This is a genomic window from Paracidovorax oryzae ATCC 19882, assembly GCF_000687165.1.
Taxonomy (GTDB): domain Bacteria; phylum Pseudomonadota; class Gammaproteobacteria; order Burkholderiales; family Burkholderiaceae_C; genus Paracidovorax; species Paracidovorax oryzae.
In genome coordinates, this window is the sequence record NZ_JMKU01000020.1 from 100,093 (window position 1) to 123,832 (window position 23,740).

Here is a 23,740-nt window from a genome sequence, read left to right on the forward strand (position 1 = left end):
CCGTGGGAAGAGGGGGTGGAAGGCTTCATCGGTGGTCCGTGGCGGGCTGCTGGAAAAAGTGGCGGGCATGCGCCAGGCCATGCAGGGCCCAACGCGGGGGCGCGCCATGGCGTTGACGTCCGCCCTGCAGGCCTTGCTCCAGGGGCTGGCCGCACGGCCGGCGTGCCTGGTCGAGGTGGAGTCTATCCAGGGATCGGTGCCGCGGGAGCGCGGCGCGTGGATGGCCGTGTTCGCCGACGGGCCACTGCTGGGCACCATCGGCGGCGGCCGGCTGGAATGGGATGCCATGCGCGAGGCGCTGGCGCGCCTGGCCGCGCCGGCCCAGGCCGCGCCCCCGGTGGCGAGGTTCGCCCTGGGGCCGAGCCTGGGCCAGTGCTGCGGCGGGGTGGTCCACCTGCGCTTCACCCGCGTGCAAGCGCCGGACCGCGAGGCGCTCGCGCGGCGTCTGGCGCCCGCACGCGCGCCGGTGGCGCTCTTCGGCGCGGGGCACGTGGGCCATGCGCTGGCGCGCGTGCTGGCGCCGCTGCCCTTCGAGCTCACCTGGATCGACAGCCGCGACGGGGTCTTCCCTCCGGATGCCGAGGCCGGCGGGGCGCATTGCGAGCACTCCGAGCCCGTGCATGCGGCCGTGCCGGGACTGGCGCCGGGCTCGCGCGTGCTCGTCATGAGCTTCAGCCACGCGGAGGATCTCGACGTGGTCGCCGCCTGCCTCGCGCGGCAGCGCGCGCAGGGCGACCTGCCGTTCGTCGGGCTCATCGGCAGCCGCACCAAGTGGGCGACGTTCTCGCACCGGCTGCAAGCCCGGGGGTTCGGGCCGCAGGAACTGGCGCACGTCACCTGTCCCATCGGCCTGCCGGGCATCGCGGGCAAGGAGCCGGAAGTGATCGCGGTATCGGTGGCGGCCCAGCTGCTCGCCACCCTGCCGCCCCTGCCGCGCGGGTGACGCCATCCGGGCCTCTCCCGTCGCGCCGGGAACGGAACCTGCATACACTCGGGCCACAGGTCGCAGCGGTGCAAGGCGATGCCGTCGCTCCCACGGGGGAGGGCGTGCATCCGGTGCGCGGCCTTCCCGCTGCTCAGAGCGCCCGCCGTGGTGAGCAGGTTGCCGCGCGGCCGCCCCCGATGCAACGGGCCGCGCACGAAGTTGAGAGCCACCATGGAAAGCTATCTCCTCGACTGGGCCAACCTGCTGCTGCGCTGGGTCCATGTCATCACCGCCATCGCCTGGGTCGGGTCGTCGTTCTATTTCGTCTTCCTCGATTCCAGCCTCACCCCGCCGGTCGATGAGGACCTGAAGCGCCAGGGCGTGAGCGGCGAACTCTGGGCCGTGCACGGCGGCGGCTTCTACCACCCGGTGAAGTTCGCGGGCGCGCCGCCGCAACTGCCGAAGCACCTGCACTGGTTCTTCTGGGAAAGCTACAGCACCTGGATCAGCGGCTTCGCGCTGTTCACCGTGTCCTACCTCTGGAGCGCCAGCACCTACCTCATCGACAAGTCGCGCATGGACTGGGCGCCGGCCACCGCCGTCGTGGTCGCTCTGGCGTTCCTGGCCGTGTTCTGGCTGCTCTACGACGCCATCTGCCGCGTCTTCGGCCAGAGGAAGAACGGCGATGCCATCGTCGGCGCGCTGGTCTTCGTGCTGGTGTGCGCGGCTTCCTGGCTGGCCTGCCACTGGTTCGCGGGCCGCGCCGCCTTCCTGCTGGTGGGCGCGATGATCGCCACCAGCATGAGCGCCAACGTGTTCTTCTGGATCATTCCGGGCCAGCGCAAGGTGATCGCGCAGATGAAGGCCGGCCAGCCGGTGGACCCGGTCCACGGCAAGCGCGGCAAGCAGCGCAGCGTGCACAACACCTACTTCACGCTGCCGGTGCTGTTCTGCATGCTGTCCAACCACTACAGCTTCACCTGGAGCCATCCGCAGAACTGGCTCATCCTCATCCTGATGATGTTCGCGGGCGCATCCATCCGCCAGTTCTTCGTGATGCGCCACGGCTGGAAGCTGGGCCGCAACGCGCACCCGCTGCCCTATGCGCTGGTGGGCTGTGCCGTCATCGTCGGCACCATCGCCGGGCTGCGGCTGTCGCAGGCGCCCGCCGTGCCGGCGGCGCCATCGTCCGCGGCCGCCGCCGCGCCCGTGGGCTACGCCCAGCTGCAGCCGGTGCTGGCGCAGCGCTGCTACATGTGCCACGGCGAGCAGGTGCAGATGAAGAACCTGCGCCTGGATTCCGCCGAATCCGTGGCGCAGCATGCCCAGGCCATCTACCAGCAGGCGGTGGTGCAAAAGCTCATGCCCATGAACAATGCCACCGGCATGACCGATGCCGAGCGGGATCTCGTGCGGCGCTGGTTCGAGGGCGGCGCGCCGGCCCGCTGACCGCTGGCGGGCCGCACCCGCCGCTCAGGCGGACGCTGCGGCCGTGGCGTCCGATCCCTGCCAGGCGCGCAGCGGTATGGACCCGCTGGCGTGCGCCTGGGGAGCGGACCGTTCCGCCGTGCGCCACGCCAGCCCGCTCGCGCAGCCCTTGGCTTCGTGCTTGGCCAGCGCCGCGGCATTGGCCACTTCCTCGGCGTGGCGCATGGTGCCCGGCACCACGCGCGCCGCCCCGATCGCCAGCGTCGTGCAGGGAAAGAAGCGCTTCACCCCGTGCCGGTCTTCCGCCCAGATGCCGCCGTCGGCGCGCGCGGCGTCGTCGAACAGCTGGAACGCCTCGCGCGCGAAGTCTTCCACGATGCGCTGGCAGCGCTGCAGCCAGTCGCCGCTCTGGAACAGCAGCATGAAGTCGTCCCCGCCCACGTGACCGATGAAGTCCCGCTGCGCATCGCAGTGCGCCACGGCCAGCCTCGCCACGAGGCGGATCATCTGGTCGCCGCGCCAGTAGCCGTAGTAGTCGTTGAAGGGCTTGAAGTGGTTCAGGTCGGCATAGCAGGCCACGAACTCCGTGCCGCTGTCGATCAGCCGCTGCATGTGCAGGCTGATGGGAATGTTGCCCGGCAGGAAGGTGAGGGGATTGGCGTGCCGCGCCGCCTCGATGCGGGCCTCGGTCACGCTGCGCACCAATTGCTCGCCCGTGCCCAGGCCCACGTAGCGGCCGTTGTCGGTGACGATGAACCCGTCGCTCAGGTAGCGCTGGTCCTGCGATGTCAGGATGCCCACGAGCTGGTCCACGTCGCAGTCGAGCTCCACCACCCGCGGGGCCGGGTTCGCGAAGGCCGCGCAGGCCTTGCGCCCGTGCACCTCGCGGAAGTAGAGCGTCGCGTAGTGGTTCATGAACTGCTGGCGGTTGATCAGCGCCACGGGCCGGGCGCCGTCGAGCACCGGCAGGGCATGCAGTTCGGGATGCGCCTTGAAGAAGCCGGCCACCGTGTCGTTGCTGGTCTCGGCCGTGGCCGTGGGCGCATGCACCACCAGCAGGTTGCGCAGGATGCCAGGGCGCGCGTTCTGGCCGCGGTGCGGCAGGATGGCCACGCGGCGGTCGCGCACGGCGTCCAGGGCCGGCGCCTCGATCCGACCGCGCGGCCCGGGCGCCGGCCGGCCCAGCAGGTAGCCCTGGCCGTAGGGAATGTCGAGGTCGCGCAGCGCCCGCAGGTCGTCCTGCGTCTCGATGCCCTCGGCGATCAGGGTGGTGCCGAACACGTCGGCGATGCCCTTGATGGCCTGCAGCATCTGCAGGTTCCCGGGATGGGCGCTGATGTCGCGCACGAAGTACTTGTCGATCTTCACGAAGTCCGGCCGCGTCTCGGACCAGAGCCGCAGGCTGGAGCGGCCATCCCCGAAATCGTCGAGCGCGATGCGGGCGCCGCAGGCGTGCACCTGCTTGAGCGCCTCGCGCAGCGAGGCCATGTCGCCCACGCGCTCGTGCTCGGTGATCTCCAGCACCACGTTCTCCGCCGACACGCCCGCGGCCCGGGCCGCGCCGGCCAGGGTCATGCCGCGGCACAGCGACACCCCGCTCACCAGGGCGTCCGCGCTGATGTTCACGAACAGGCGGCCGGCGCCGCCGGACGCGCCCCACTGCCGCAGGGCGATGGCCACGCACAGCAGCTCGAACTCCTGCAGCACGCCTTCCGAGAGCGCGGCCTCCAGCAGTCGGTCGGGCGTGTGCAGGGGCGTGCCTGCCGGGCCGCGGATCAGGGCCTCGTGGGCATAGACGTTGCCCTCGCGCAGATCGGCCAGGGGCTGGAAGACACAGTACAGCCCGCCGCCCCGCATGAGCCGCACGAGCGGGCCCGCGCCGTCCCGCACCGCGGGCGACAGCGAAGCGAGCACCGCCTGTAAAGCGCTGTCATGGACGGGGGCGGTCGTTACAGTCATACACAATTGTCGCGAAGTTATCCCCGGCCCATGACATCGGAGTGACATGTTCCGTGCCACGGTGGGGATTCCGCTAAGTGGGCAGGTCCGCGTAGGCCACCGCGTATTTCACCAGCGCCGCCTGCCCGTCGATGCGCAGCTTGCGCCGCAGGTGGAGCCGGTGCGTTTCCACCGTGCGCACCGAAGTGCCCATCCGCTCGGCGATGTCCTTGTTGGAGCGGCCCTCCGCCAGCAGCCGCAGCACCGCTGCCTCGCGCGGGGTGAGCGACCGTGCCTGCGGCAGCGCCGGCTGGCCGCCGTCCACCAGCGCGCGCACGCCTTCGCTGAAATGCCGCCCGCCCGCCCGCACCGTCTCGATGGCCTGCACCAGCTGGCCGGCCGGCGCATCCTTGAGCACATAGCCGCGCACGCCCAGGCCCACGGCGCGGCGCACGTATTCGGCATCCTGGTGCATCGACAGCACCATCACGCGCACCAGCGGAAAGCGCTCGCGGAACGCGGCGGCCAGCTCGATGCCGCTGCCGTCGGGCATGCGGATGTCCGTCAGCACGATGTCCGGGGCCACGGCGGCGGCGAGTTCCAGGGCCTCCTGCACGCCGCCCGCCTCGGCGGCCACGCGGATGTGGGGCGTGGCTTCCAGGCGCATGCGCACGCCGTCGCGCACCAGCGGATGGTCGTCCACCAGCAGGACGCGGATCGGATCCCGGCCGGGCTCGGCGTTCATGCGGGCACCTGGTAGGGTTCGATGCCGGCAGCCGGCCCGGCGGCGGTGGCCTCCCGGCGGTCGAGCACCGCCAGGATGCGCGTGCCGCCGCGGCCCGACGCGATGGCGAAGCGGCCGCCCAGGCCTTCGATGCGCTCGCGCATGTTGCGCAGGCCGATGCCGCCCTGGCCGTCGCGCTGCACGCGCTGCATGTCGAAGCCGCGCCCGTCGTCGCGCACCGAGAGGCTCACCCGCCAGCGCGTGAAGCGCAGCGCCACCTCCACATGGGTGGCGCCCGCGTGCATGCGGGCGTTGGTGAGCGCCTCCTGGGCAATGCGGAACAGTGCCGTGCCGTGGCTGGTGGGCAGGGGCCCGGCCGGCCCGCGCAGCACGAAGCGCACGCTGAACGCTCCCTGCTCCTCCACCTCCTGCGCCATCAGCGCGAGCGCGGGCGCGAGCCCCAGGTCGTCCAGCAGTGCGGGGCGCAGGCCGTGGGACACGCGCCGGATCTCCAGCAGGGCATCGTTGAGGCGCTCCAGCCCGTGGTCGAGCATGTCGCGCGGGGCGTGGGCGGCGCGCGCGGCCCACTGCACCTGCGCCGTCTCCAGCAGGAATTTCGAGGACACGAGCACCTGCACCACGCCGTCGTGCAGCTCGCGCGCCACCCGCACCCGCTCCTCCTCCTGCGAGCTCACCACCCGCTGCGCGAGCCGGCGCAGCTTGGCGCTGGCCACGCGGTGGTCGCTCAGGTTGAGTGCCAGGCCCGCGAGCCCGATCAGCACGATGCACAGCGCGGCGATGCCGTAGATGCGCTGCCGCGTGCCGTCGATGTTCTCCTGCGCGGCCCGGTCGATGTGGCGCAGCGTCTCCTGCACGTCGTCCAGGTACAGCCCCGTGCCCAGGATCCACTCCCAGCCGGGCAGGGTGGTGACATAGGCGAGCTTGGGCGCCATCAGCTGCGAAGAGGGTTTCTGCCAGTCATAGCGCACCATCCCGCCGCCCTGGCGCGCCGTCGCCAGGATCCGGTTCGCCGGTGCTTCGCTGCGCGGGTCGCCGGGATCGCACAGGTCCACGCCCGACAGGCCCATGTGCCGCGCGTCCAGCAGCACGTTGCCTTCGCGGTCGTAGACGAAGAAGTAGCCGTCCCGGCCGAACTGCATGCGCGAGAGCAGCGCCAGTGCCTGCCGCTGGCGCTCCACGGGGTCGGCCTCTTCGGCGGCGATGCGTGCGAGCGCGCTCTGGGCGAGCTGCACGTAATGGCGCAGTTCGGTCTCCTTGCTGTGCAGGTAGGCCGTCTCCACCAGTTCGCGCTCCTGCTGCGCCAGCCGGAGCGTCTGGTGCCGTGCTGTCGCGGCCACGGAACCGAGGGCCACCAGGATGGGCAGGGTGGATAGCAGCAGGAGTTTCAGCCGCAGTTGCATGGTCTGTCTCGCGAAGTGGGGAGAAGTATTTCGCCTGATACCGGCAAAGTGCATCGGCGGCTATGGGGGTGATGCCCGGTATTCCATCTCACGGTGACAACCTGTTAATACGGATGAGTACCGTGAAAATGCATGGCACATGGGGTTTCGGGAATACAGCAGGGATTTGCATTGCCTTGGTGATCGAGAAAGGATAAATCGCACCGCCGTGGTGAGGCGGTTCCCCGTGCCGGTGCTGTTACGTACCTGGATGTGCCGGTGCGCCCGCCGGTGGTGCATCGGAAAACCGCGATGCACCTGGGGGATGCCTCCTGGATGGACAGCAGGATGCGTGCCGTGCCCACGTCCCGTGCAATGACCTGCGTAGTACTGCGCAAACCGTTCTGCGTAATCCTGCGTAAGGGAAAAATGTGCTTTCGTTCCGGCCGGCGCCCGCACAGAATTCCTTCGCGCCCCTCCTTTCCATCGATATTCGATCCGCTCCGGTTCGAATATTGCGGAGGGCCGCGTTGCGGTATGGAAAGGTATTTCCATGCCACGTCTGCGTCGTTGAACGGAAGGAATGTCATGGATATTCGGAATCCCCTGTCCCGGGGCCTGGCGCCGTGCGGCACTGCGCTCGCGGCCGTGCTGCTGGCGGGCTGCGCGGCACCCGCCCAGCGGGAGGTGCTCTCCACCGCCCAGATCTACCCCGCGATCGGGCCCTACTCGCAGATGGTGGCCCACGGCAACACGCTGTACTTCTCGGGCGTGCTGCCCCTCAACGCCGCCGGCAACGCGGTGCAGGGCGCGACCATCGAGGAGCAGACCCGCGCCGTGCTCGACTTCATCGGCGCCAAGCTGCGCTCCCAGGGCCTGTCGTATGCGGACGTGCTGTCCACCACCGTGTACATGAAGGACCTGGGCGAATTCGCCGCCATGAACAAGGTGTACGGAGAGTACTTCCGCAGCGCGGCGCCCGCGCGCGCCACGGTGGAAGTCGCACGGCTGCCGCGCGACGTGAAGATCGAGATCGCCGCCATCGTCGGGCGCCGCTGAACGCGCCCGCAGTCCCCCATTCCAGGAGCACTCCCATGATCGAAACCTCCCCCGTGGCGGCCGGTGGCGCTGCCCGCGATGTCCCCATGCAGCCCGAGGCCGCCGGCCTGGCGCGCTGGAGCGCCAAGCGCCGCGACTTCCTGCGCATGATGGGCTACGGCGCTGGCGCCGCCACGCTCGGCCCCCTGGTCGCCGCCTGCGGCAGCAGCGGCGCGCAGACCGCCGCCGAGGCGCTGCGCGAGCAGCTCGTGCGCGACGAGGCCTTCTGGACCGGCGTGCAGGACATGTTCGTCCTCAAGCCCGAGAAGACCTACATGAACATCGGCACCGGCGGCTCCATGCCCAAGCTGGTGCTCGACGTCTTCGATGGAGAGAACCGCAAGAAGGCCGCCGACTCGGGCAGCGGCTACGGCAACCTGCTCGACCTGCGCAAGCAGGTGGCGCCGGGCTTCGGCGTGGATGCGGACGAACTCGCCTTCTCCGCCAACACCTCGTCGGGCATGTGCCATGCCATCCTCGGCATCGACTGGCAGCGCGGCGACGTGGTCGTGACCACCAACCACGAGCACGGCGGCGGCGACACGCCGCTGAAGATCGCCACGGACCGCTACGGCATCGAGGTCTCGCGCATCGAGATGCCCGTGGGCAACAACCAGACCGCGGCCACCTATGTGAACCTGTTCGACGAACGCATCCGCGCGCTCAAGGCCCAGGGAAAGCGGGTGCGCGCGATGATGTGGTCGTCGCCCACCTACAAGACCGGCACCATGCTGCCGATCGCCGACCTGATGGGCGTGGTGAAGGCGCACGGCCTCATCAGCATCGTGGACGGTGCGCACCTGCCGGGCATGATGGCCTACAACTATGCGGAACTGGGCATGGACTTCATGTCCGGCGCCGGGCACAAGTGGCAGTGCGGCCCGGGCTCCACCGGCATCCTGATCGTGCGCAACAAGATGCGTGCCTCCAACCCGCTGCCGCTGCCCAGGTGGTATCCGGTCCACACGAGTTCCTACGCCGCGAAAGACCGCACCACCAACGGCACCGAGACCTACGACATCGCCGCCACCATCACCAGTTGCGGCAGCCTGCACACGCCGATGTTCATGGCGCTCGCCCAGGCCTGCGCGCAGTGGGACGGCATCGGGCGCAAGAAGATCGAGACCTACGACCTCACGCTCTCGTCCTACCTCAAGGAAAAGATCGCCGAGCGCTGGGGCATCGACGCGCTGTACTCGCCCAAGGACGACCCGAAGCTGCTGTCCGCGCTCACGTCCTTCAATCCCTTCCCCAACAAGGCGGACGTGATGAACGCGCAGAAGGCCAATGCCTTCGTCTCGCGCATGCTGAGCGACTACCCGCAGGGCTTCGTGATCCGCAGCGCCGACTTCCCCGTCATCGGCGCGCCGTCCAACCACTACGGCATCCGCGTCTCGACCCACCTCTGGCACGACGCGCGCGACATCGACCTGCTGGTCGATGCCATGTGGGACCTTTCGCGCAAGATCTGACCGCCTGCGCAGCGGGCGCCCCATGCAATGAAAAAAGAGCGCGGGAATCGCTTCCCGCGCTCTTTTCCCCTGGAGAAACCGCGGGTCAGAACCGGTGGCGGATGCCCACGCCGAAGCTGTTGCCCTTGGTCTGAGCGGTGATGCGGTCGTTCATCAGCATCGCATAGACATCGGTGCGCTTGGACAGGAAGTAGTCGTAGCCGACGGTGAAAGTCTTGCGGTCGATGTCGGTCTGCGTCATCTCGGTCTTCACCCATTCGACCAGCACCTTGCCCGACGGGCCGGTGGGGATGGAGGCGCCGACCTGCATGGTCTTGGCCTTGTTGTCGGTGTTGTCCGCCTTGGTCTCGCCATAGCTCAGGAAGGGCTTGACCACCTGGAAGTCGTAGGCGCCCAGCAGCATCCAGTCCTTCTTGGTCGTGCCCAGGTAGGCGCCCTGGCCGGGGTTGGCGATCTGGTCGCGCTCGTAGAAGCCGGTCACCGTGAGCGGGCCGCCGAAGTAGAAGAAGTTCGCGCCCACGTTCTTGCGGCTGTTGTTGCCCGCCTGCTCGCCGAACTGGTACTGGATGTTCGCCGTGAAGCCGCCGATCTTCGGCGTGCTGTACACGATCTGGTTGCTCCAGCCCGTGTCGGCCGGTGTCGTCGCGGCCCAGCCCGTGCCGTTGAACAGGGGCACGTTCATGTGCAGGATCAGCGGCGAGAACGTGAACGAATCGCCCAGCGGGTTACCCACCACCGACGGCAGGAAGTTGGGCGCCATCCAGCGGCCCAGCAGCACGGAGCCGAAGTCGCCCGACAGGCTGACGTTGGCATCGCGCGAGAAGAAGGTGTCGCCGGTGAAGCGGCCCTGCGTGCCGGTGTCGGCCTGCAGGAACGACGTCAGCTGGAAGCTGGCCTTCAGGCCACCGCCCAGATCCTCCGTGCCCTTGAAGCCGAACCACGAGGTGGTCAGCCCGCCGCTGTTGACCACCGAGCGGCGGTCCGCGTCGCCGGCCATCTTCATGGAGCCCACGTAGATATCCGACAGCCCGGTGAGCTGCACCGAGCTCTGGGCGTGGGCACCGGCGGCGCACAGCAGCGCGGCGCCCAGCGCGATCAGGTTTTTTTTCATAAGACTCCTGTCCACAACGACAAAGACAAACAAAGAGAAAGGATCGGATGGATGCACCACGGCGGACCGCGGCGCGCCCTCTCCGGAGGTTGCCATTCGTTACGTGCAATTACCGTGCCGGCAGGATGGGCACTCGCATTCACCTTGCGGCAGGGGGCGCGCGGCGCTTTTGACCTCGCTCAACACGCCGCAGGCGCGGGCGCGCCACAGTGCGCTCCATGTTCCCCATCCCTTCCACCGATCCTTCCGTGCCGTGCGAGGTGGCCGCCGCAGGCCAGGTGCTGCGCCAGCGCCGCCAGCAGTCTGCCTCGGTGCTGCACCTCGACAGTGGCCGCGTCGTCTTCGGAGTGCGCGAGGAGGGGCTGCTCAGGCACCAGCTCGGTGCGGTGGACGGGCCTTTCTGGCTCGATGCCGCGTCAGCCCTGCTCGGCCAGCCTTGCCCCGTGGACATGGTGGCGGATTCGCGCGTGCAGCTGCGCCGCGTGCCCCTGGAAGCGTTCCGCAACGAAGTGGCGCTGCTGCCGGACACGGTGCAGCGCTTGGTGCGCGACATGGCCGCGGGCTACCTGCAGCAGACCGAACTGGCCGTGAGCCGCCTGGCGCAGGATGCGGAAGCCCGATGCGCCCAATGGCTGCTGCGCCACGCGGAGCCCGGCGACGGCGGCGCGTTGCGCGTCACCCTCAGCCAGCGCAAGCGCCTTATCGCCGCTCAGCTCGGCATCGCGCCGGAAACCTTCTCGCGCGTGCTGCGGCACCTGCGCGAGCACGGACTCATTGCCGGCACGGGCAATGTGCTGGTTCTTCCCCAGCCGGGCGAGTTGCAGATGGTGGCGGGCGGCTGAGCGCCGCGACGCAATAATAATATTGTGTTGCAATTTTTGTATTAATCCGAGGATTAATTTTAATTTGAGCTTTTAAATCCGTCCAATCTGATTTTTTCGGGGTTATATGAATATGATTTAAATATCTATTAACTCCGGGAGTTTAATTTGAAAGGTGGATTTTTTTCGTTTGCCGTCGATCCCGAGCTGGAGGCCCTGCAGCACCGGGCATCGGAGGATGCCGACGCGGTCCGCGGCTTCGCCGTCTGCACTCCGCTGACCGAGCTGCAATGGCTGGGTAGCGGCCGGCGCCGTGTCTGGGCCAAGATGGAGTGCCTGCAACGCACGGGATCCTTCAAGATCCGTGGGGCTTTCAATGCCCTGCGGCGCATTCCTCGCGGGGTTCCCGTGCTGACCGCGTCCGCCGGTAACCATGGACTGGCGATCGCCACTGTGGCTGCCCACTTCGGGCTGCAGGCGAATATCTATGTCCCGATGGCGGCCTCGGAGGTCAAGATCCGGCGCCTGCGCAACGCCGGTGCGCGGGTCGTCCAGACGGGCCGCGATGTCGCCGATGCCTATGCCGCCGCGCTGCAGGAAGCCCGCCAGTCGGGCGGCCACTATATTTCTCCGTTCGATCACCCGGACGTAGTGTCCGGCCAGGGATCGCTGGTGCCGGAAATCGCGGCGCAGCGCCCATCCGGCTTTGACCATCTGATCGTCCCGTTCGGCGGCGGAGGGCTGCTGAGCGGCTTTGGCGCCATGGCTGCCCGGTACTGGCCGGGTGCCCGGCTGCACGCGGTGCTGCCTTCGGTCTTCGGACGGCTGCAGGGGCGCCGGTTCTCAGGCCCGGAGATGCTCGGCGCGGCCATGCCGACCGTGGCGGACGGGCTGGCCATCCAACACGGGCCCGACAACTGGCTGTGGCCGGTGATCCAGTCGCTGGACCCCCATTTCCATTGCGTGGAGGAAGCGCAGATCAAGGCCGCCATGCTCACCCTGCTCCACCAGGAAAGCCTGCTGGCCGAGGGCGCGGGAGTGATCGGGCTGTCGCCGTTGCTGCACGGCGGCATGGACGACCTGGAAGGGGACGTGCTCCTGGTGTTGAGCGGGGGAAATGTCTCCGTGCCCCAGTTGGCCAGGGTGCTGAGCACGGACATTTCAGACCCCGCGCTGCGCAAGCTCAACGGGCTGCGCTCGATTTCGCTCGGCATCGAGCTGGACATGGGAAAGGGGGCGGCGTCGCCGGTGGACGTGCCGGGCGACCGTGCCTTCGCCACACCAGAGGCCGAGCCAGCGCAGGGCGAAGTCGACGGCACCCTGGCGCCGCTCTGGCGCAACCTGGTCAACCATGTGGAATCGGCGCTCGCGGATCTGGAGGACGTCCTGCAGCGGCATGGCGACTATGTCCGCAAGGAGGGGCTGGAGGAGGACGCCGCCGTCCAGCCCTTCATGGCCCGGGCACTGGAGGCCACGCGCCTCATGATCGATGCCTGCCGCGAGCCCGGGCTCTCCGGCCGGCAGGTCGCCGGCCGGTACCGCCTTCTGCTGCAGCAGTTCGCGCTGGCCCGGTCGGCTCTGGCCTGGTGCAGCGCCAGCACGGACCAGAGCGCGGAGGTCATGTTCCTCGATCCCGCGGAGCAGCATCTTGCATCGGTCAACTACGACCGCTACGGCTCGGTGGCGTTGCGCGATCTGGAGCTGGCGATGGTGCAGGCCATGGGCTTCGACCATGGGCGGCTTTGCGCCCTGCTGACGTCCAGCGGGCAGGCGGCGTACTCCACGATTGAGAGCTTCCTGGTGCGCGAGGTGTTCGGGCAGGAGCGCGGCGCCCTGCGCATCGCACGCGTGCCCTACCTCTATTTCGAGGCGCTGGAGCAACTGGAGGCGCTGCCGAACGTGCAGGTCGAGGTGGCCCCGGACTGGGGCGTCGATACCCTGGTCGAATGCGTCGAGCGCACCGACAGCCGCGTGGTGTTCGCCGATCCCATGGCCAACATCGGGCAACTGCCCCGGTTCGACTTCCAGGGGCTGGCCCGGGCGCTGCAGGGGCGCGACTGGAGCCACCGCTGGCTGGTGATCGACGGCACCATGGTGTCCGGGGGCTTTGATCCTTTCCGCATCTTCTGCGAGCCCCACCATCCCGGCATCCTCTACTACGAGAGCGGGAGCAAGTACCTCCAGTTCGGGCTCGACCTGCAGATGGCCGGCGCGGTGGTGTGCCGGGAGGCCCAGGCCGCCGCGCTCGCCCGGCACCGCCGCAATCTCGGCGCCGGCCTCTACCAGTGCCAGGTGGCCCGTTTCCCGATATTCGACCGGCCGGACCTGCTCCAGCGCATGGGGCGCCTCACGCACAACGCCATGCAGCTGGCGGCCGCACTGCGGGGCATTGCCCATTCACGCAGCGGCCTGCGGGTGGCCTACCCGGACGACTGGCGGGAGCGGGGGTGGGCCCACGGCGGTGCCGTGGTGGCCGTGACGTTCGAAGATCCCGGCCTGAACAACCGCCCGTGCCTGGAGGGCCTGATCGAATCCATCATGTCGCGCTGCCGCGTGGAGGGGGCTGCCCTCACGCAGGGGGTGAGCTTCGGCTTCGGAACCACCCGCGTGTCCGCCGCCGCGGCCATCGCGGCCACCACGGATCCCTTCCTGCGCTTTTCGCTGGGAGAGGAATCGCCGGAACGCATGGGGCTGCTGGTCCGCTGCGTGGTCCGTGCCATCAACGAATACCTGGATGCCTTCTGATGACGAATCCCTCCATCGCGATGGACGCGCTGTCCCTCTCCCTCCCCGCGCGCTGGACGGATGCCAGCCTTCCCACCCCGGCGGGCCTGCTGCGCGTGCGCAAGGCCCGTGCCGAGGATGCACCCGCCTTCGTGCACTACTGGACTTCCTATACGCCCGCGCGCCTCGACATGCTGGGAGTGGATGCGGCGCGGCTGGGGTCGGACGTAGAGCTGCGCGAGCGGTTCCTGCGCCTGCTGCCTGCCGATGACCTGCGCGACCAGCACCACGCCATTTTTTCGCTCTGGTTGGGTGACGCCCTCATCGGCTACAGCAACATCAACCGCCACGCGCCGTGGGTCAACTACTGCCACCTGCACCTCTATCCGGAGGGCATCCGGCAGGCGCTGCGCGCGGCCCGCCGGCCTGCCGGCCGACGGGGGAGCGGGGAGGGGGCAGGGCTCGCCGCGTTCTGTGCAGGGCTCGTCATGTCGCAGTGCCTGGCCGTTTTTGGCATGCCGCGGGTGACGGCCCAGACCCGGACGCGCAATGTGCTCATCAATCGCGCCCTGGATTTCTACATGCCCCCCGACGAAACGCAGTATTTCGAGCAGCCCGACGGGCTGTCGCTTCCGGGGCATTTCCACCTGCGCCACTTCCATGCCGAATGTCGGGGCGAATATCTCAGGCGCGCTGGGGAGCTGGCCCTGTCCGAAGTGCCGGCGTAGGCGGTCCGAACGCTCGCCGAGCGTCGGCGCCAGGCGTTTCCATCGGGGTTCTCCCGGGGCCGCCCCCCGGGGTTCTACCCAAAGCCGTCCGGCGGAGCGCTGCGTATATTCGTTTGCAAGAGCCCGGCCTGTCCCGGGTGTGCATCCCTGCAACGAACCGACCGCTCCGCATGTCCCGCCGCCCCCGCTGTTCCCGGCCAATTCCCGCGCAGAGCGTGGGGCGCGCATGAGCGCGCCGCCCGCTCCGCCTGCGGCGGCCGGGCGCGGGCGCCTGCGTGCCTTCGCCACGGTGCATGACGGGCGCGAGGCGCACTGGCACATGCCCGGCCCGCTGGTGCTGCGCATGATCGCCGCCGCCGTGGCTGCCGTGCTGCTGGCCGGAGGGCTCGCCGCCTGGCTGGTGACGCGCTCCGCGCAGCACGAGGCACTGGAGCGCCTGATGGAGCGGCAGACCGACGAGGTCGAGGCGATCGCGCTGCTGCTGTCCAGCAAGATCGAGCAGAACCAGCGCGTGCTGGCCGCGCTGGCCGAGAGCATTCCCACGCCGCTGCCCGATTCGCCGGGCGCGCTTGACGCCCTGCTCGGACAGGGGCTGCCCGCGGCGCGCTTCTTCGATGCCCTGCAGATCGCGCGGCAGGACGGCAGTCTCGGCCTGTACTGGCAGAACGGGCGGCTGCACCCCGGCGCGCAGCTGGATCCCGCCGAGCGCGACCAGCTGCGGCGCACCTTGCTGGAGGGCAAGCCGCTCGTGTCCGGCGTGATCGGCAACGGTCCTGCCGACGCGCGCATCATGTTCAGCCTGCCACTGCGCGCGGCCGAGGACGGCGGAGTGCAGGGCGCGCTCGCCGGCACGCTGCGGCTGCAGTCGCAGGGCCTGCTGCCGCCGTCGATGGCGCTGCCGGCACGGGCCGGCTCGACGCTGGTGGTCTTCTCGCGCGACGGCGCCATCCTCGCGCACCCGGACCCGGCTCGCGTGCTCGGGCTGGTGCGCAACGAGGCGGGGCTATCGCAGGTGTACGAGCGGGCGCTGCAGGGCGGACAGGCGGCGGTCGCGGGACGCGGATTCTCGGAGGTGGTGGGCGGGCAGCTCGTGAGCGTGGCGGGCGTGCCGCTGCCCCAGTGGCTGGTGGCGCGTGTGAGCGACGCACGCGCCTCGGACCTGGACCTGCTGGCTGGCGGCGGCCAGCGCGGGCTGGTGCGTGCCGCGGCCGCCACGGCCTGCGCGGCGCTGCTCGCGGCCATCGCCATCGCCGTGCTGGCCCAGCCTCTGGCACGGCTGTGCCGCCGCGTGGGGTGCGCCCGTACCGCCGGCATCGCCGACGACGCCCCCTGGCCGTCCGGCGCAGGCGAGGTGGACGCCCTCGCGCAGGTCTGCCGCGCGCTGGTGGACGACTGCCGCCTGGCCCGGCACCGGGCGGGCGTGCTGCAGGACCAGTTCCAGGCCGTGCTGGACCATGCGCCCGCCGGCATCGTCATCACCCGCGCCGGGCACGTGGTGGTCGTCGGGCTGGAGGCCTGCCGCCTGCTCGGCTACGAACCGCATGAACTGCAGGGTCAGCCCGCGCGGCTGCTCTATGCCAGCGATGCAGCCTATGCTGAAGTGGGCCGGCGCGTGCGTGCCGAGTTCGCCGCGCACGGCGCCTTCGACGGCGACGTCTGCTTCGTCCGCAAGGACGGCGGCGCGGTCTGGGCGCGGGTGCTCGGCCGGGCCGTGCGCGACGGCGCCGTGGCGGAAGGGGGCGGCACGGTGTGGATGCTGGAGGACCTGACAGCGGCGCGCGAGGCGCGGCGGCAACAGGACTGGCCCGCGGGGCACGATCCCCTCACGCAGCTCGCCAACCGCGAAGCGTTCCAGCAGCGCCTGCACGCCCTGCTGGCGGACCGTGCGAAACGCTCCATGGTGGTGCGCCCCGTGGTCCGGAATGGTGCATTGCCTCTGGATTCGCTGAAGGACCCCGACGGCCGCGCGGACGCCGTGGCGCCTGCTGCTGCACCAGAAGCGGGCGTGCTGCTGTTTCTCGATCTCGACCATTTCACGGTGGTGAATGCGATCGCCGGGCACGACGCAGGCGACGACGTGCTGCGCCACGTGGGCCGGCTCATCGAGACGCAGGTGCGGCACGTGGGGTGGGCCGCCCGGCTGGGCGGTGACGAGTTCGCGGTGGTGCTGCCGGGCTGCGCCCTGCCGCGCGGCCTGGCGATCGCCACCCAGCTCTGCGCGGCCGTGCATGCCTGGGAGCCGGCCTATGCCGGCCGCACGTACACGCTGGGCGTGAGCATCGGGCTCGTGCCGCTGGATGGGGACGCCTACGACGTGCCCACCGTGCTGCACGCGGCCGACATGGCCTGCTACGAGGCCAAGCGCGCGGGCCGCAACCGCGTCGAGGTGCGGTGGCTGCGGCCCGAGCACCCGCACGAGGGCACGCCGGCAGACGGCAACGTGCAGGCCTGACCGGGGCGCGTCAACGGGGCCTCCCGAGCCCTACCGCGGAGTGGCCGTCTTGTCCATGACGGCCGTGGAAACATTCTGTTCTTCGGAACACGGGCGGCTGCGGCATCGGCAACGGCGCATCCGTCGGGCATAGTGCGTGCCGCACGCCGGGCGCCCGGTCCGGCGCCCGCAGGGAGCCGGCAGCACCGCTGCCGCGGCGTGCGCCACAGGGAGGAATCCAAAGAATGTCGCTTGCGTACTGGCTTCGGGAGGAGCCTGCAGAGCCCGTCGAGGAGGGGCGTATCCAGCATGGGCCGGGGAAGGGGTTGCCCAAGCTGGTTTTCGAGGGCCTGGATGGTTCTCAGAAGATGATCAAGAAAATCGCCACGATCGATCCTCTGAGGAAAAAGACCATCCTGATTCAACCGGGAGACAAATCCTTGTATTTGTCAGGGCTCCGGGAAGCGGGGATTCCCGGGTACATCTACCTCTTTGCCCACGCGCGCTCGGACAGGCTCCAAGGGGTCATTCACATGACGCAGATCACCGACGTCATCCGTAGAAGCGGGTTCTGGCACGGTCAGCCGATCCTCGTCGATGCCTGCAATGCCGGGGCTTCGACCGATGGTGTTGCAAGCATTCTGGCATTCACTCTTGGTACGTATGTGACGGCTCCCACCACGACGACATGGAACTACGCACTGGGCGGGCCTGCCGTCGGGCAGGGGGCTTTTGAAAAGCTTCCCGGATTGCTGTCGAAGCTTCCCTTGCCGCATCTTATGCGCCCAGGCCAATGGCGGACCTGGGGGCCTGACGGGCAGCCCCTGGCCGTTACCCGTACTTCGCCCCGGGATGGCGGCAGGCCCGTGGGCAAGGCAAGGGGCAGAAATTGATGGGGATGTGACGATGGCACATGGTTCGCAAAAGAAGATTCGCCGCATCAAGTTCCTGTATGTTTTCCTGCTGCTGGCAGCCGCTTACACGGCCTGGTGGTGGGTTGACAGTGCCCGGTGCGAGAAACAGGACGAATACTCCCTGCACGGCATATGTCTCATGCAACTGCGCGACCGGGCGGAGTCCGGCGAAGTCATGGCGCAATGGGGTTATGGAGACTACCTGCAAGGTGAGGGCCGGGAACAGGAAGGCCTGGGGTGGTTGCTGCGTGCCATGCATGGTGCGCGCACCGGCCTCGAATTGAGGGATCACATGATCGGCTACTGCGACCGCACACCCGGCTTCGAGGCACGCACGGTCGAATCCATCATGCAGCGCGTGGCGGCGGGCAGCCCCGATGCCCACTTGCGGCTGCTGCAGCTCTACACCTACCAGCGCTGCGGTGCGTTCGACCTGGACAAGGCCGCGGCGCAGATTCCGCTGCTCACCCAGTGCGCCCATCTCTCGCTGGCGCACTACCTGCGGGCGGCCCGGGACACCGGCCACCGCGTCGCTCCGGCGACGCGGCAGGCCATCCGGTCGAACCTGGCGCTGTGCGCGCAGGATGTCGCCCATCCACCGCCCATCGCCGACATGCTCAGCGAATTCATGCCGGTGCGCCAGGTGGACCTGGATGCGCTGTCGCGCGAGCTGGATGCGCTGGATCGCTGACATGGCGGCGTGGTGGCTGCGGTGCGGCAGCGGCGCGAAGTTCCTGATCACCTTCCTGTCGGTGTTCGGGGCATGGACGGGCTGGTGGTGGATCGACAGCGCCCGCACCTGCCCCCGGCAGGAGGCGGCCACGCTGCACGGCCTGTGCCTGATGCAGGTGCGCGAGCGCGCGGAGCGGGGCGAAAGCGCGGCGCAACGGACCTATGGCAGGTACCTGCAGATCCACGGCCGGGAGGCGGAGGCCCGGGCCTGGCAGCTGCGTTCCGCACGGCGCGCCGGCCCGGCGGCTCCCTGAGGAATCGCGCCCGGTCAGTCCGCCACGCCACCGAGCGCGCGCAGCACGTTCTCGGCGGTGGCCGGCGCCACCAGGTGCACCGGGCCGTCCGCGGAGACGCCCTTCGGTGCATCCGCGCGTGCCGCGGCCACGGCATCGCGCAGCGCTTCATAGACGCTCACGGCGAGCATGAAGGGCGGCTCGCCTACGGCCTTGCTGCCGCCCACGTTGTCCTCGCGGTTGGCCTCGTGCCACAGGTCCACCCGGAAGTGGGCCGGGATGTCGCCCGTGGCCGGGATCTTGTAGGTGCTGGGCGCGTGCGTCGCGAGCCGGCCCCGGCCATCCCAGACGAGCTGCTCGGTGGTCAGCCAGCCCATGCCCTGCACGAAGCCGCCCTCGATCTGGCCGATGTCGATGGCAGGGTTGATGCTGCGGCCTGCGTCGTGGAGGATGTCCACGGCGAGCACGCGGCTCTCGCCGGTGAGCGTGTCGATCGCCACCTCGGTGCAGGCCGCGCCGTAGGCGAAGTAGTAGAACGGGCGCCCGGTGAGCGTCGCCTTGTCGTAGTGGATCTTGGGCGTGCGGTAGAAGCCGTCGCTCCAGAGCTGGATGCGGTTCGCGTAGGCGGCCTGCACCACGTCGCGCCAGGCGTGCGAACGCGTCGGCGAGGTGATCCGGCCGTTCTCGAATTGCACCGCGCCCGCGCCGCAGTGGTCCAGGCCCGCCACGAAGGCCGCGAGGTTGTCGCGCACGTGGCGCGCGGCGAACTGGGCCGCGCGGCCGTTGAGGTCGGTGCCGCTCGATGCCGCGGTGGCGCTGGCATTGGGCACCTTGCTGGTGTCGCTCGCGGTGACCAGCACGCGCTCCAAAGGCACGCCCAGTTCGTCGGCCACGATCTGCGCCACCTTGGTGTGCAGGCCCTGGCCCATCTCGGTGCCGCCGTGGTTCACCTGCACGCTGCCGTCGGTATAGACGTGCACCAGCGCGCCGGCCTGGTTGAAGAGCGTGGCCGTGAAGCTGATGCCGAACTTCACCGGGGTGACGGCGAGGCCGCGCTTGAGGGTGGGGTGGCGCGCGTTCCAGTCCGCCACCGCCTCGCGCCGCTGGCGGTACTGCGAGGACTGCTCCAGCCGGGGCAGCAGGTCGTGCAGGACGTTGTCTTCCACGGCCATCTGGTAGTGCGTGACGTTGCGGTCCTCCAGCCCGTAGAGGTTGGCCATGCGCACGTCCAGCGGATCCCGACCGAGCGCGCGCGCGATGTCGCCGAGGATGGTCTCGATGGCGATCACGCCCTGCGGTCCGCCGAAGCCGCGGAAGGCCGTGTGACTCTGGAGATGGGTCCTGCAGCGGTAGGAGGCGATCTCCACGTTCTCGAGGAAGTACGCGTTGTCGCAATGGAAGACCGCGCGGTCGGCCACCGGGCCGGAAAGGTCTGCGGAGAAGCCGCAGTTCACCGCCATGCGCAGGCGCAGGCCCTGGATGCGGCCGGTGCCGTCGAAGCCCACGTCCCAGTCGTAGGCGAAGGGATGGCGCTTGCCCGTGACCATGAAGTCGTCGTCGCGGTCCAGCCGCAGCTTCACCGGGCGCCCGGCCTTGCGCGCGGCCACGGCGGCCCAGACGGCCAGGTGCCCGGCCTGCGTTTCCTTGCCGCCGAAGCCTCCGCCCATGCGGCGGCAGGACACGGTGACGCGGTGGCTGTCGATGCCCAGCGCATGCGCCACCCAGTGCTGCACCTCGCCCGGGTGCTGGGTGCTCGAATGCACCTGCCACTGGCCCTGTTCCTGCGGCAGGACATAGGCGATCTGGCCTTCGAGGTAGAAATGCTCCTGGCCGCCCACTTCGAGCGTGCCCTTCAGGCGATGGGGTGCTGCCGCCAGGGCCGAGGCCACATCGCCGCGGCGCACGGTGACGGGGGGCAGCACATAGCTTTCCTGCGCCAGCGCCTCGTGCACCGACAGCACCGGCGGCAGTTCCTCGATGTCCAGCCGAACCAGCCGGGCGGCGCGGCGCGCCTGCGCCACGGTGTCGGCCAGCACGAGGCCGACCACCTGGCCCGCGAACTGCACCGTGTCCTGGGCGAACACCGGCTCGTCGTGCGCGAAGGCGGCGAGGACCGGGTCGCCCGGCACGTCGGCCGCGAGCACGATGTCGCGCACGCCGGCCAGGGCGCGGGCCGCCGCGGCATCCACGCCGCGCAGGCGGCCGTGTGCCACGGGCGAGAGGATGGGGGCCGCGTGCAGCGTGCCCTTCCATTCGGGCAGGTCGTCGATGTACTGCGCCGCGCCCGCCACCTGGGCGCGGGCGCTTTCGTGGATGGGGGAGGCCCCCACGGCGCGGCGCGCGCTGCGGGGCGTGCCGTCCTGGCCGGGCGGCGGGGCCTCGCCGGCCATCGGGCCGGAGGCGCCTTCCGCATCGGCGCGTGCCGCCACCGGGTCCGCATCCGCATCGCGGCTCAAGGGGCCTTCGGGCGCGGGGCTGGTGGGCAGGATGTCGTCGCGGCGGTTCATGCCTGTTCCTCCGCCGGGGCCTGCGCCACCGGCACGAGTTGCTCGAGCGACACGGGCAGTGCCCCGGCTCCTGCGTGGCATTCCGGGCTCTCCAGCCAGCAGCGCCGCATCAGCGAGGCCAGCACGGCGCGCCGGTAGGCACCGCTGGCGCGCATGTCGGAAATCGGGGTGAACTCCGCCTGCAGGGCCTCGCCCGCGCGCAGGGCAGCGGTTTCGCTCCAGGGCTGGCCGGCGAGCGCGGCCTCGGCGCCCCGCGCGCGTGCCGGCACCGCAGCCACGCCGCCCGCGCCGATGCGGGCGGACTGCACCGCACCATGGCGCACCGTCAGCAACACCGCCAGGCAGACGGCGGAGATGTCGTCGTCGAAGCGCTTGGAGACCTTGTAGGCGGCCAGCCGGTCGCCCGGGGCAGGCAGGGGCACGTCGATGCGCGCGACGATCTCGTCCGGCGCCAGCAGGTTGCGGCGGTAGCCCGTATAGAAGTCTTCCAGCGGCAGGCTGCGCTCGCCGCGCATGCTGGCCAGCACGATGCGGGCGCCGAGCGCGATCAGCACCGGCATCGAATCGCCGATGGGCGAGCCGTTGGCGACGTTGCCGCCCAGCGTGCCCGCGTTGCGCACCGGCAGCCCGGCGAAGCGCTCCGCGAAGCGCTGCAACACCGGCCAGTGCCCGGCCAGCGCGGCGAAGGCATCGTCCAGCGTGGCTGCCGCCCCGATGGACAGGTGTTCGTCAGCGGTACCGATGCGCCGCAGCTCTCCGGCCCGGGTGACGTCCAGCACGCGCTCGAAGCGGCGGTGCTGCTTGGTGATCCACAGGCCCACGTCGGTGGTGCCGGCGACGATTTGCGCGTCCGGATGCGCGGCACGCGCGGCCAGCAGTCCGGCGACAGTCTCCGGCGCCAGATAGCCGGGCGCGCCTTCCCGGGGTGCCGCCGCCGGGGCCTGCAGGTCCCGCAGCCGCTCCAGCACCGCGCCTTCGTCCACCGGCTGGGCCGGCAACTCGGCCATCCGCCCGGCGGCGTCCAGGATCGGGCGGTAGCCGGTGCAGCGGCACAGGTTGCCCGACAGCTCCGCCACGGCCATTTCGCGCGTGACGGCGCGGCCCTGGCAGACGTGGTTCTGGTACATACCGAACAGGCTCATCACGAAGCCCGGCGTGCAGAAGCCGCACTGCGATCCATGGCACTGCACCATGGCCTCCTGCGCGGGATGCAGCGGCGCGGGCGCGCCGGCCTCCTTTCCATTCGCCGATGCGCTGCGCTGGATGAGCGGGTCCTGCGCGAGGTCTTCCACCGTCCACAGCGCCATGCCGTCGATCGCGTGCGCGAGGCGGATGCAACTGTTCACCGCCCGCAGGCGCAGCCGGCCGTCCTCCTCGGAGCCCAGCACCACGGTGCAGGCGCCGCAGTCGCCTTCGCCACAGCCCTCCTTGGTGCCGCAGTCGCCCAGGTCCTCGCGCAGCACTTCCAGCAGCGTGCGGTCGGGCGGGACATCGGCCAGCGTCACGGGCTGGCCGCGGCGGAGGAAGCGGATCGGTCGGGAGGCAACGGTCATTCGCGGGACTTTCTGAGGCGTGCCCCGGCGTCCGGCAGCCGGGACGGGGGCAGTGGTGCCATGGACTCGAAGCGTAACCGGTCCCGGCGTCGCCTGCCACCGCAAATTCGATGCCAGCGCCCGCGTTCCCGCTAGCGGCCGCAGTCCTCGCAGACGTAGAAATACACCTCGCCTTCCTTCCCGTTCACCAATGGCGCGAGGTAGGCCACGCCGCTGTCTGCCGCGAAGGTCATCCGCACGCGCCGCCCGTCGGCGAACGATACGTCCACCCAGTCGCTCGTGCATTCGCCGAAGGCGCCGTAATAGTTCATCACGTCGATCTGCGACACCGGCACGGCCTTGCGCAGGAACGCGCGCACGCGGCGGGGCGTGACCGTGCGGGACCTCGGTGGCGGCGCGGCGCAGGGCCGGTTGTCGGCATCGAAGTAGCGCGTGCTGCGGATCCGGATGCCCCGGACCGGGCCGAGCGCGTGGGGGTAGGGGCGGACTTCCGTGCGGCGCTGGTCTGCCTGGGAAAGCGGCAGGTCAGGGGCGGGACCTGCATGGACGGCAGCGGCACCAAGGGCCGAGCACAGGACGAAGCGATGCAGCAGGGCACCGCGGTACGGAGAGGGAACCATGGCGTCGTCGGTGAAAGGCCTGATGTAGAGCGTGTTATGAACTTTGCTCCTCGGAGTGGAAGTCAAAGTAGAGTCTGCGGATGCCTCGCAAACCCTACCCGACGGATGTCAGCGATGAAGAATGGAGCTTCGCTGCGCCCTACTTGAGCCTGATGGACCAGCGCGCGCCCCAGCGCGAGCACGATCTGCGCGAAGTCTTCAACGCGCTGCGCTGGCTAGTGCGCGCAGGCGCGCCTTGGCGAATGCTGCCCAACGATCTACCTCCTTGGGAGGCGGTCTACCAGCAAACCCGACGCTGGCTGGAAGCGGGCTGCTTCGAGGCGATGGTGTCGGACCTGCGCTCCATCATCCGCGTGGCGCAAGGGCGCCAGGGACAACCCA

Annotated in this window: 19 protein-coding genes; 12 read left to right on the top strand and 7 right to left on the bottom strand. The window is 69.8% G+C overall.

The window, feature by feature from the left end; translation table 11 throughout:
- Nucleotides 1-106 precede the first annotated feature (106 nt).
- Both xdhC and T336_RS0116315 read left to right on the top strand, forming a co-directional pair.
- Nucleotides 107-943: a xanthine dehydrogenase accessory protein XdhC gene (gene xdhC, locus T336_RS0116310; RefSeq protein ID WP_026433362.1), complete on the top strand. Its 837-nt coding sequence runs from the start codon at nucleotides 107-109 to the stop codon at nucleotides 941-943.
- A gap of 213 nt (nucleotides 944-1,156) precedes the next feature.
- Entirely contained in the window at nucleotides 1,157-2,374 is a 1,218-nt protein-coding gene (locus T336_RS0116315; RefSeq protein ID WP_026433363.1) for a urate hydroxylase PuuD, read from the top strand.
- Nucleotides 2,375-2,398: 24 nt separating this feature from the next.
- Here the strand turns inward: T336_RS0116315 and T336_RS0116320 are convergent, their stop codons facing one another.
- The 3 genes from T336_RS0116320 to T336_RS0116330 form a co-directional block, all read right to left on the bottom strand.
- Nucleotides 2,399-4,312 (bottom strand): EAL domain-containing protein, encoded by a 1,914-nt coding sequence (locus T336_RS0116320; RefSeq protein WP_026433364.1) that lies wholly within the window; start codon nucleotides 4,310-4,312, stop codon nucleotides 2,399-2,401.
- Between the two features lie 73 nt (nucleotides 4,313-4,385).
- Nucleotides 4,386-5,036, bottom strand: a complete 651-nt coding sequence (locus tag T336_RS0116325; RefSeq protein ID WP_019703609.1) for a response regulator — start codon at nucleotides 5,034-5,036, stop codon at nucleotides 4,386-4,388.
- Nucleotides 5,033-6,436 (bottom strand): cache domain-containing protein, encoded by a 1,404-nt coding sequence (locus tag T336_RS0116330; RefSeq protein ID WP_026433365.1) that lies wholly within the window; start codon nucleotides 6,434-6,436, stop codon nucleotides 5,033-5,035. Before T336_RS0116330 ends, T336_RS0116325 begins: the two co-directional genes overlap by 4 nt.
- 567 nt (nucleotides 6,437-7,003) lie before the next feature.
- Here T336_RS0116330 and T336_RS0116335 point away from each other — a divergent pair.
- Nucleotides 7,004-7,474 (top strand): Rid family detoxifying hydrolase, encoded by a 471-nt coding sequence (locus T336_RS0116335; RefSeq protein ID WP_026433376.1) that lies wholly within the window; start codon nucleotides 7,004-7,006, stop codon nucleotides 7,472-7,474.
- A 35-nt stretch (nucleotides 7,475-7,509) separates the two neighbouring features.
- Nucleotides 7,510-8,985: an aminotransferase class V-fold PLP-dependent enzyme gene (locus T336_RS0116340; protein WP_035226275.1), complete on the top strand. Its 1,476-nt coding sequence runs from the start codon at nucleotides 7,510-7,512 to the stop codon at nucleotides 8,983-8,985.
- Between the two features lie 85 nt (nucleotides 8,986-9,070).
- On the opposite strand, the gene T336_RS0116345 is transcribed toward T336_RS0116340, so the two are convergent.
- Nucleotides 9,071-10,096, bottom strand: coding sequence for a porin (locus tag T336_RS0116345; RefSeq protein ID WP_019703613.1), 1,026 nt, complete (start codon nucleotides 10,094-10,096; stop codon nucleotides 9,071-9,073).
- Nucleotides 10,097-10,314: 218 nt separating this feature from the next.
- Here T336_RS0116345 and T336_RS0116350 point away from each other — a divergent pair, with 218 nt between their 5' ends.
- The 7 genes from T336_RS0116350 (at nucleotide 10,315) to T336_RS0116380 (ending at nucleotide 18,700) form a co-directional block, all read left to right on the top strand.
- Complete coding sequence (locus T336_RS0116350; protein ID WP_019703614.1) at nucleotides 10,315-10,938, top strand: Crp/Fnr family transcriptional regulator; 624 nt, start codon at nucleotides 10,315-10,317, stop codon at nucleotides 10,936-10,938.
- Nucleotides 10,939-11,085: 147 nt separating this feature from the next.
- The gene (locus tag T336_RS0116355; protein ID WP_209435978.1) at nucleotides 11,086-13,662 is read left to right on the top strand and encodes a pyridoxal-phosphate dependent enzyme; all 2,577 of its coding nucleotides are present in this window, start codon (nucleotides 11,086-11,088) and stop codon (nucleotides 13,660-13,662) included.
- Nucleotides 13,662-14,369 carry a hypothetical protein gene (locus T336_RS25310; protein WP_051647265.1) on the top strand — a complete coding sequence of 236 codons (708 nt, stop codon included), beginning with the start codon at nucleotides 13,662-13,664 and terminating at the stop codon, nucleotides 14,367-14,369. The genes T336_RS0116355 and T336_RS25310 overlap by 1 nt, the downstream gene beginning before the upstream one ends.
- A 226-nt stretch (nucleotides 14,370-14,595) precedes the next feature.
- A complete protein-coding gene (locus T336_RS0116365) occupies nucleotides 14,596-16,821 on the top strand; it encodes a sensor domain-containing diguanylate cyclase (RefSeq protein WP_026433368.1) in 2,226 nt (741 codons plus the stop codon).
- A 224-nt stretch (nucleotides 16,822-17,045) separates the two neighbouring features.
- Entirely contained in the window at nucleotides 17,046-17,693 is a 648-nt protein-coding gene (locus T336_RS0116370; RefSeq protein ID WP_026433369.1) for a DUF8616 domain-containing protein, read from the top strand.
- 160 nt (nucleotides 17,694-17,853) lie between these two features.
- Nucleotides 17,854-18,405 carry a hypothetical protein gene (locus T336_RS0116375; RefSeq protein WP_244883973.1) on the top strand — a complete coding sequence of 184 codons (552 nt, stop codon included), beginning with the start codon at nucleotides 17,854-17,856 and terminating at the stop codon, nucleotides 18,403-18,405.
- Nucleotides 18,389-18,700, top strand: coding sequence for a hypothetical protein (locus T336_RS0116380; RefSeq protein ID WP_026433371.1), 312 nt, complete (start codon nucleotides 18,389-18,391; stop codon nucleotides 18,698-18,700). The genes T336_RS0116375 and T336_RS0116380 overlap by 17 nt, the downstream gene beginning before the upstream one ends.
- Before the next feature lie 14 nt (nucleotides 18,701-18,714).
- Here T336_RS0116380 and xdhB read toward each other — a convergent pair whose 3' ends face one another.
- The 3 genes from xdhB to T336_RS0116395 all read right to left on the bottom strand — a co-directional run bounded on the left by xdhB (nucleotide 18,715) and on the right by T336_RS0116395 (nucleotide 23,359).
- Nucleotides 18,715-21,186, bottom strand: a complete 2,472-nt coding sequence (gene xdhB, locus T336_RS0116385; RefSeq protein WP_026433372.1) for a xanthine dehydrogenase molybdopterin binding subunit — start codon at nucleotides 21,184-21,186, stop codon at nucleotides 18,715-18,717.
- Entirely contained in the window at nucleotides 21,183-22,739 is a 1,557-nt protein-coding gene (xdhA, locus tag T336_RS0116390) for a xanthine dehydrogenase small subunit (protein WP_026433373.1), read from the bottom strand. The genes xdhB and xdhA overlap by 4 nt, the downstream gene beginning before the upstream one ends.
- Before the next feature lie 131 nt (nucleotides 22,740-22,870).
- A complete protein-coding gene (locus T336_RS0116395; RefSeq protein WP_026433374.1) occupies nucleotides 22,871-23,359 on the bottom strand; it encodes a hypothetical protein in 489 nt (162 codons plus the stop codon).
- 80 nt (nucleotides 23,360-23,439) lie between these two features.
- On the opposite strand from T336_RS0116395, the gene T336_RS25315 reads away from it, so the two are divergent.
- Nucleotides 23,440-23,740: transposase (locus tag T336_RS25315; protein WP_035226279.1), on the top strand; the 301-nt coding region annotated here is incomplete at its 3' end.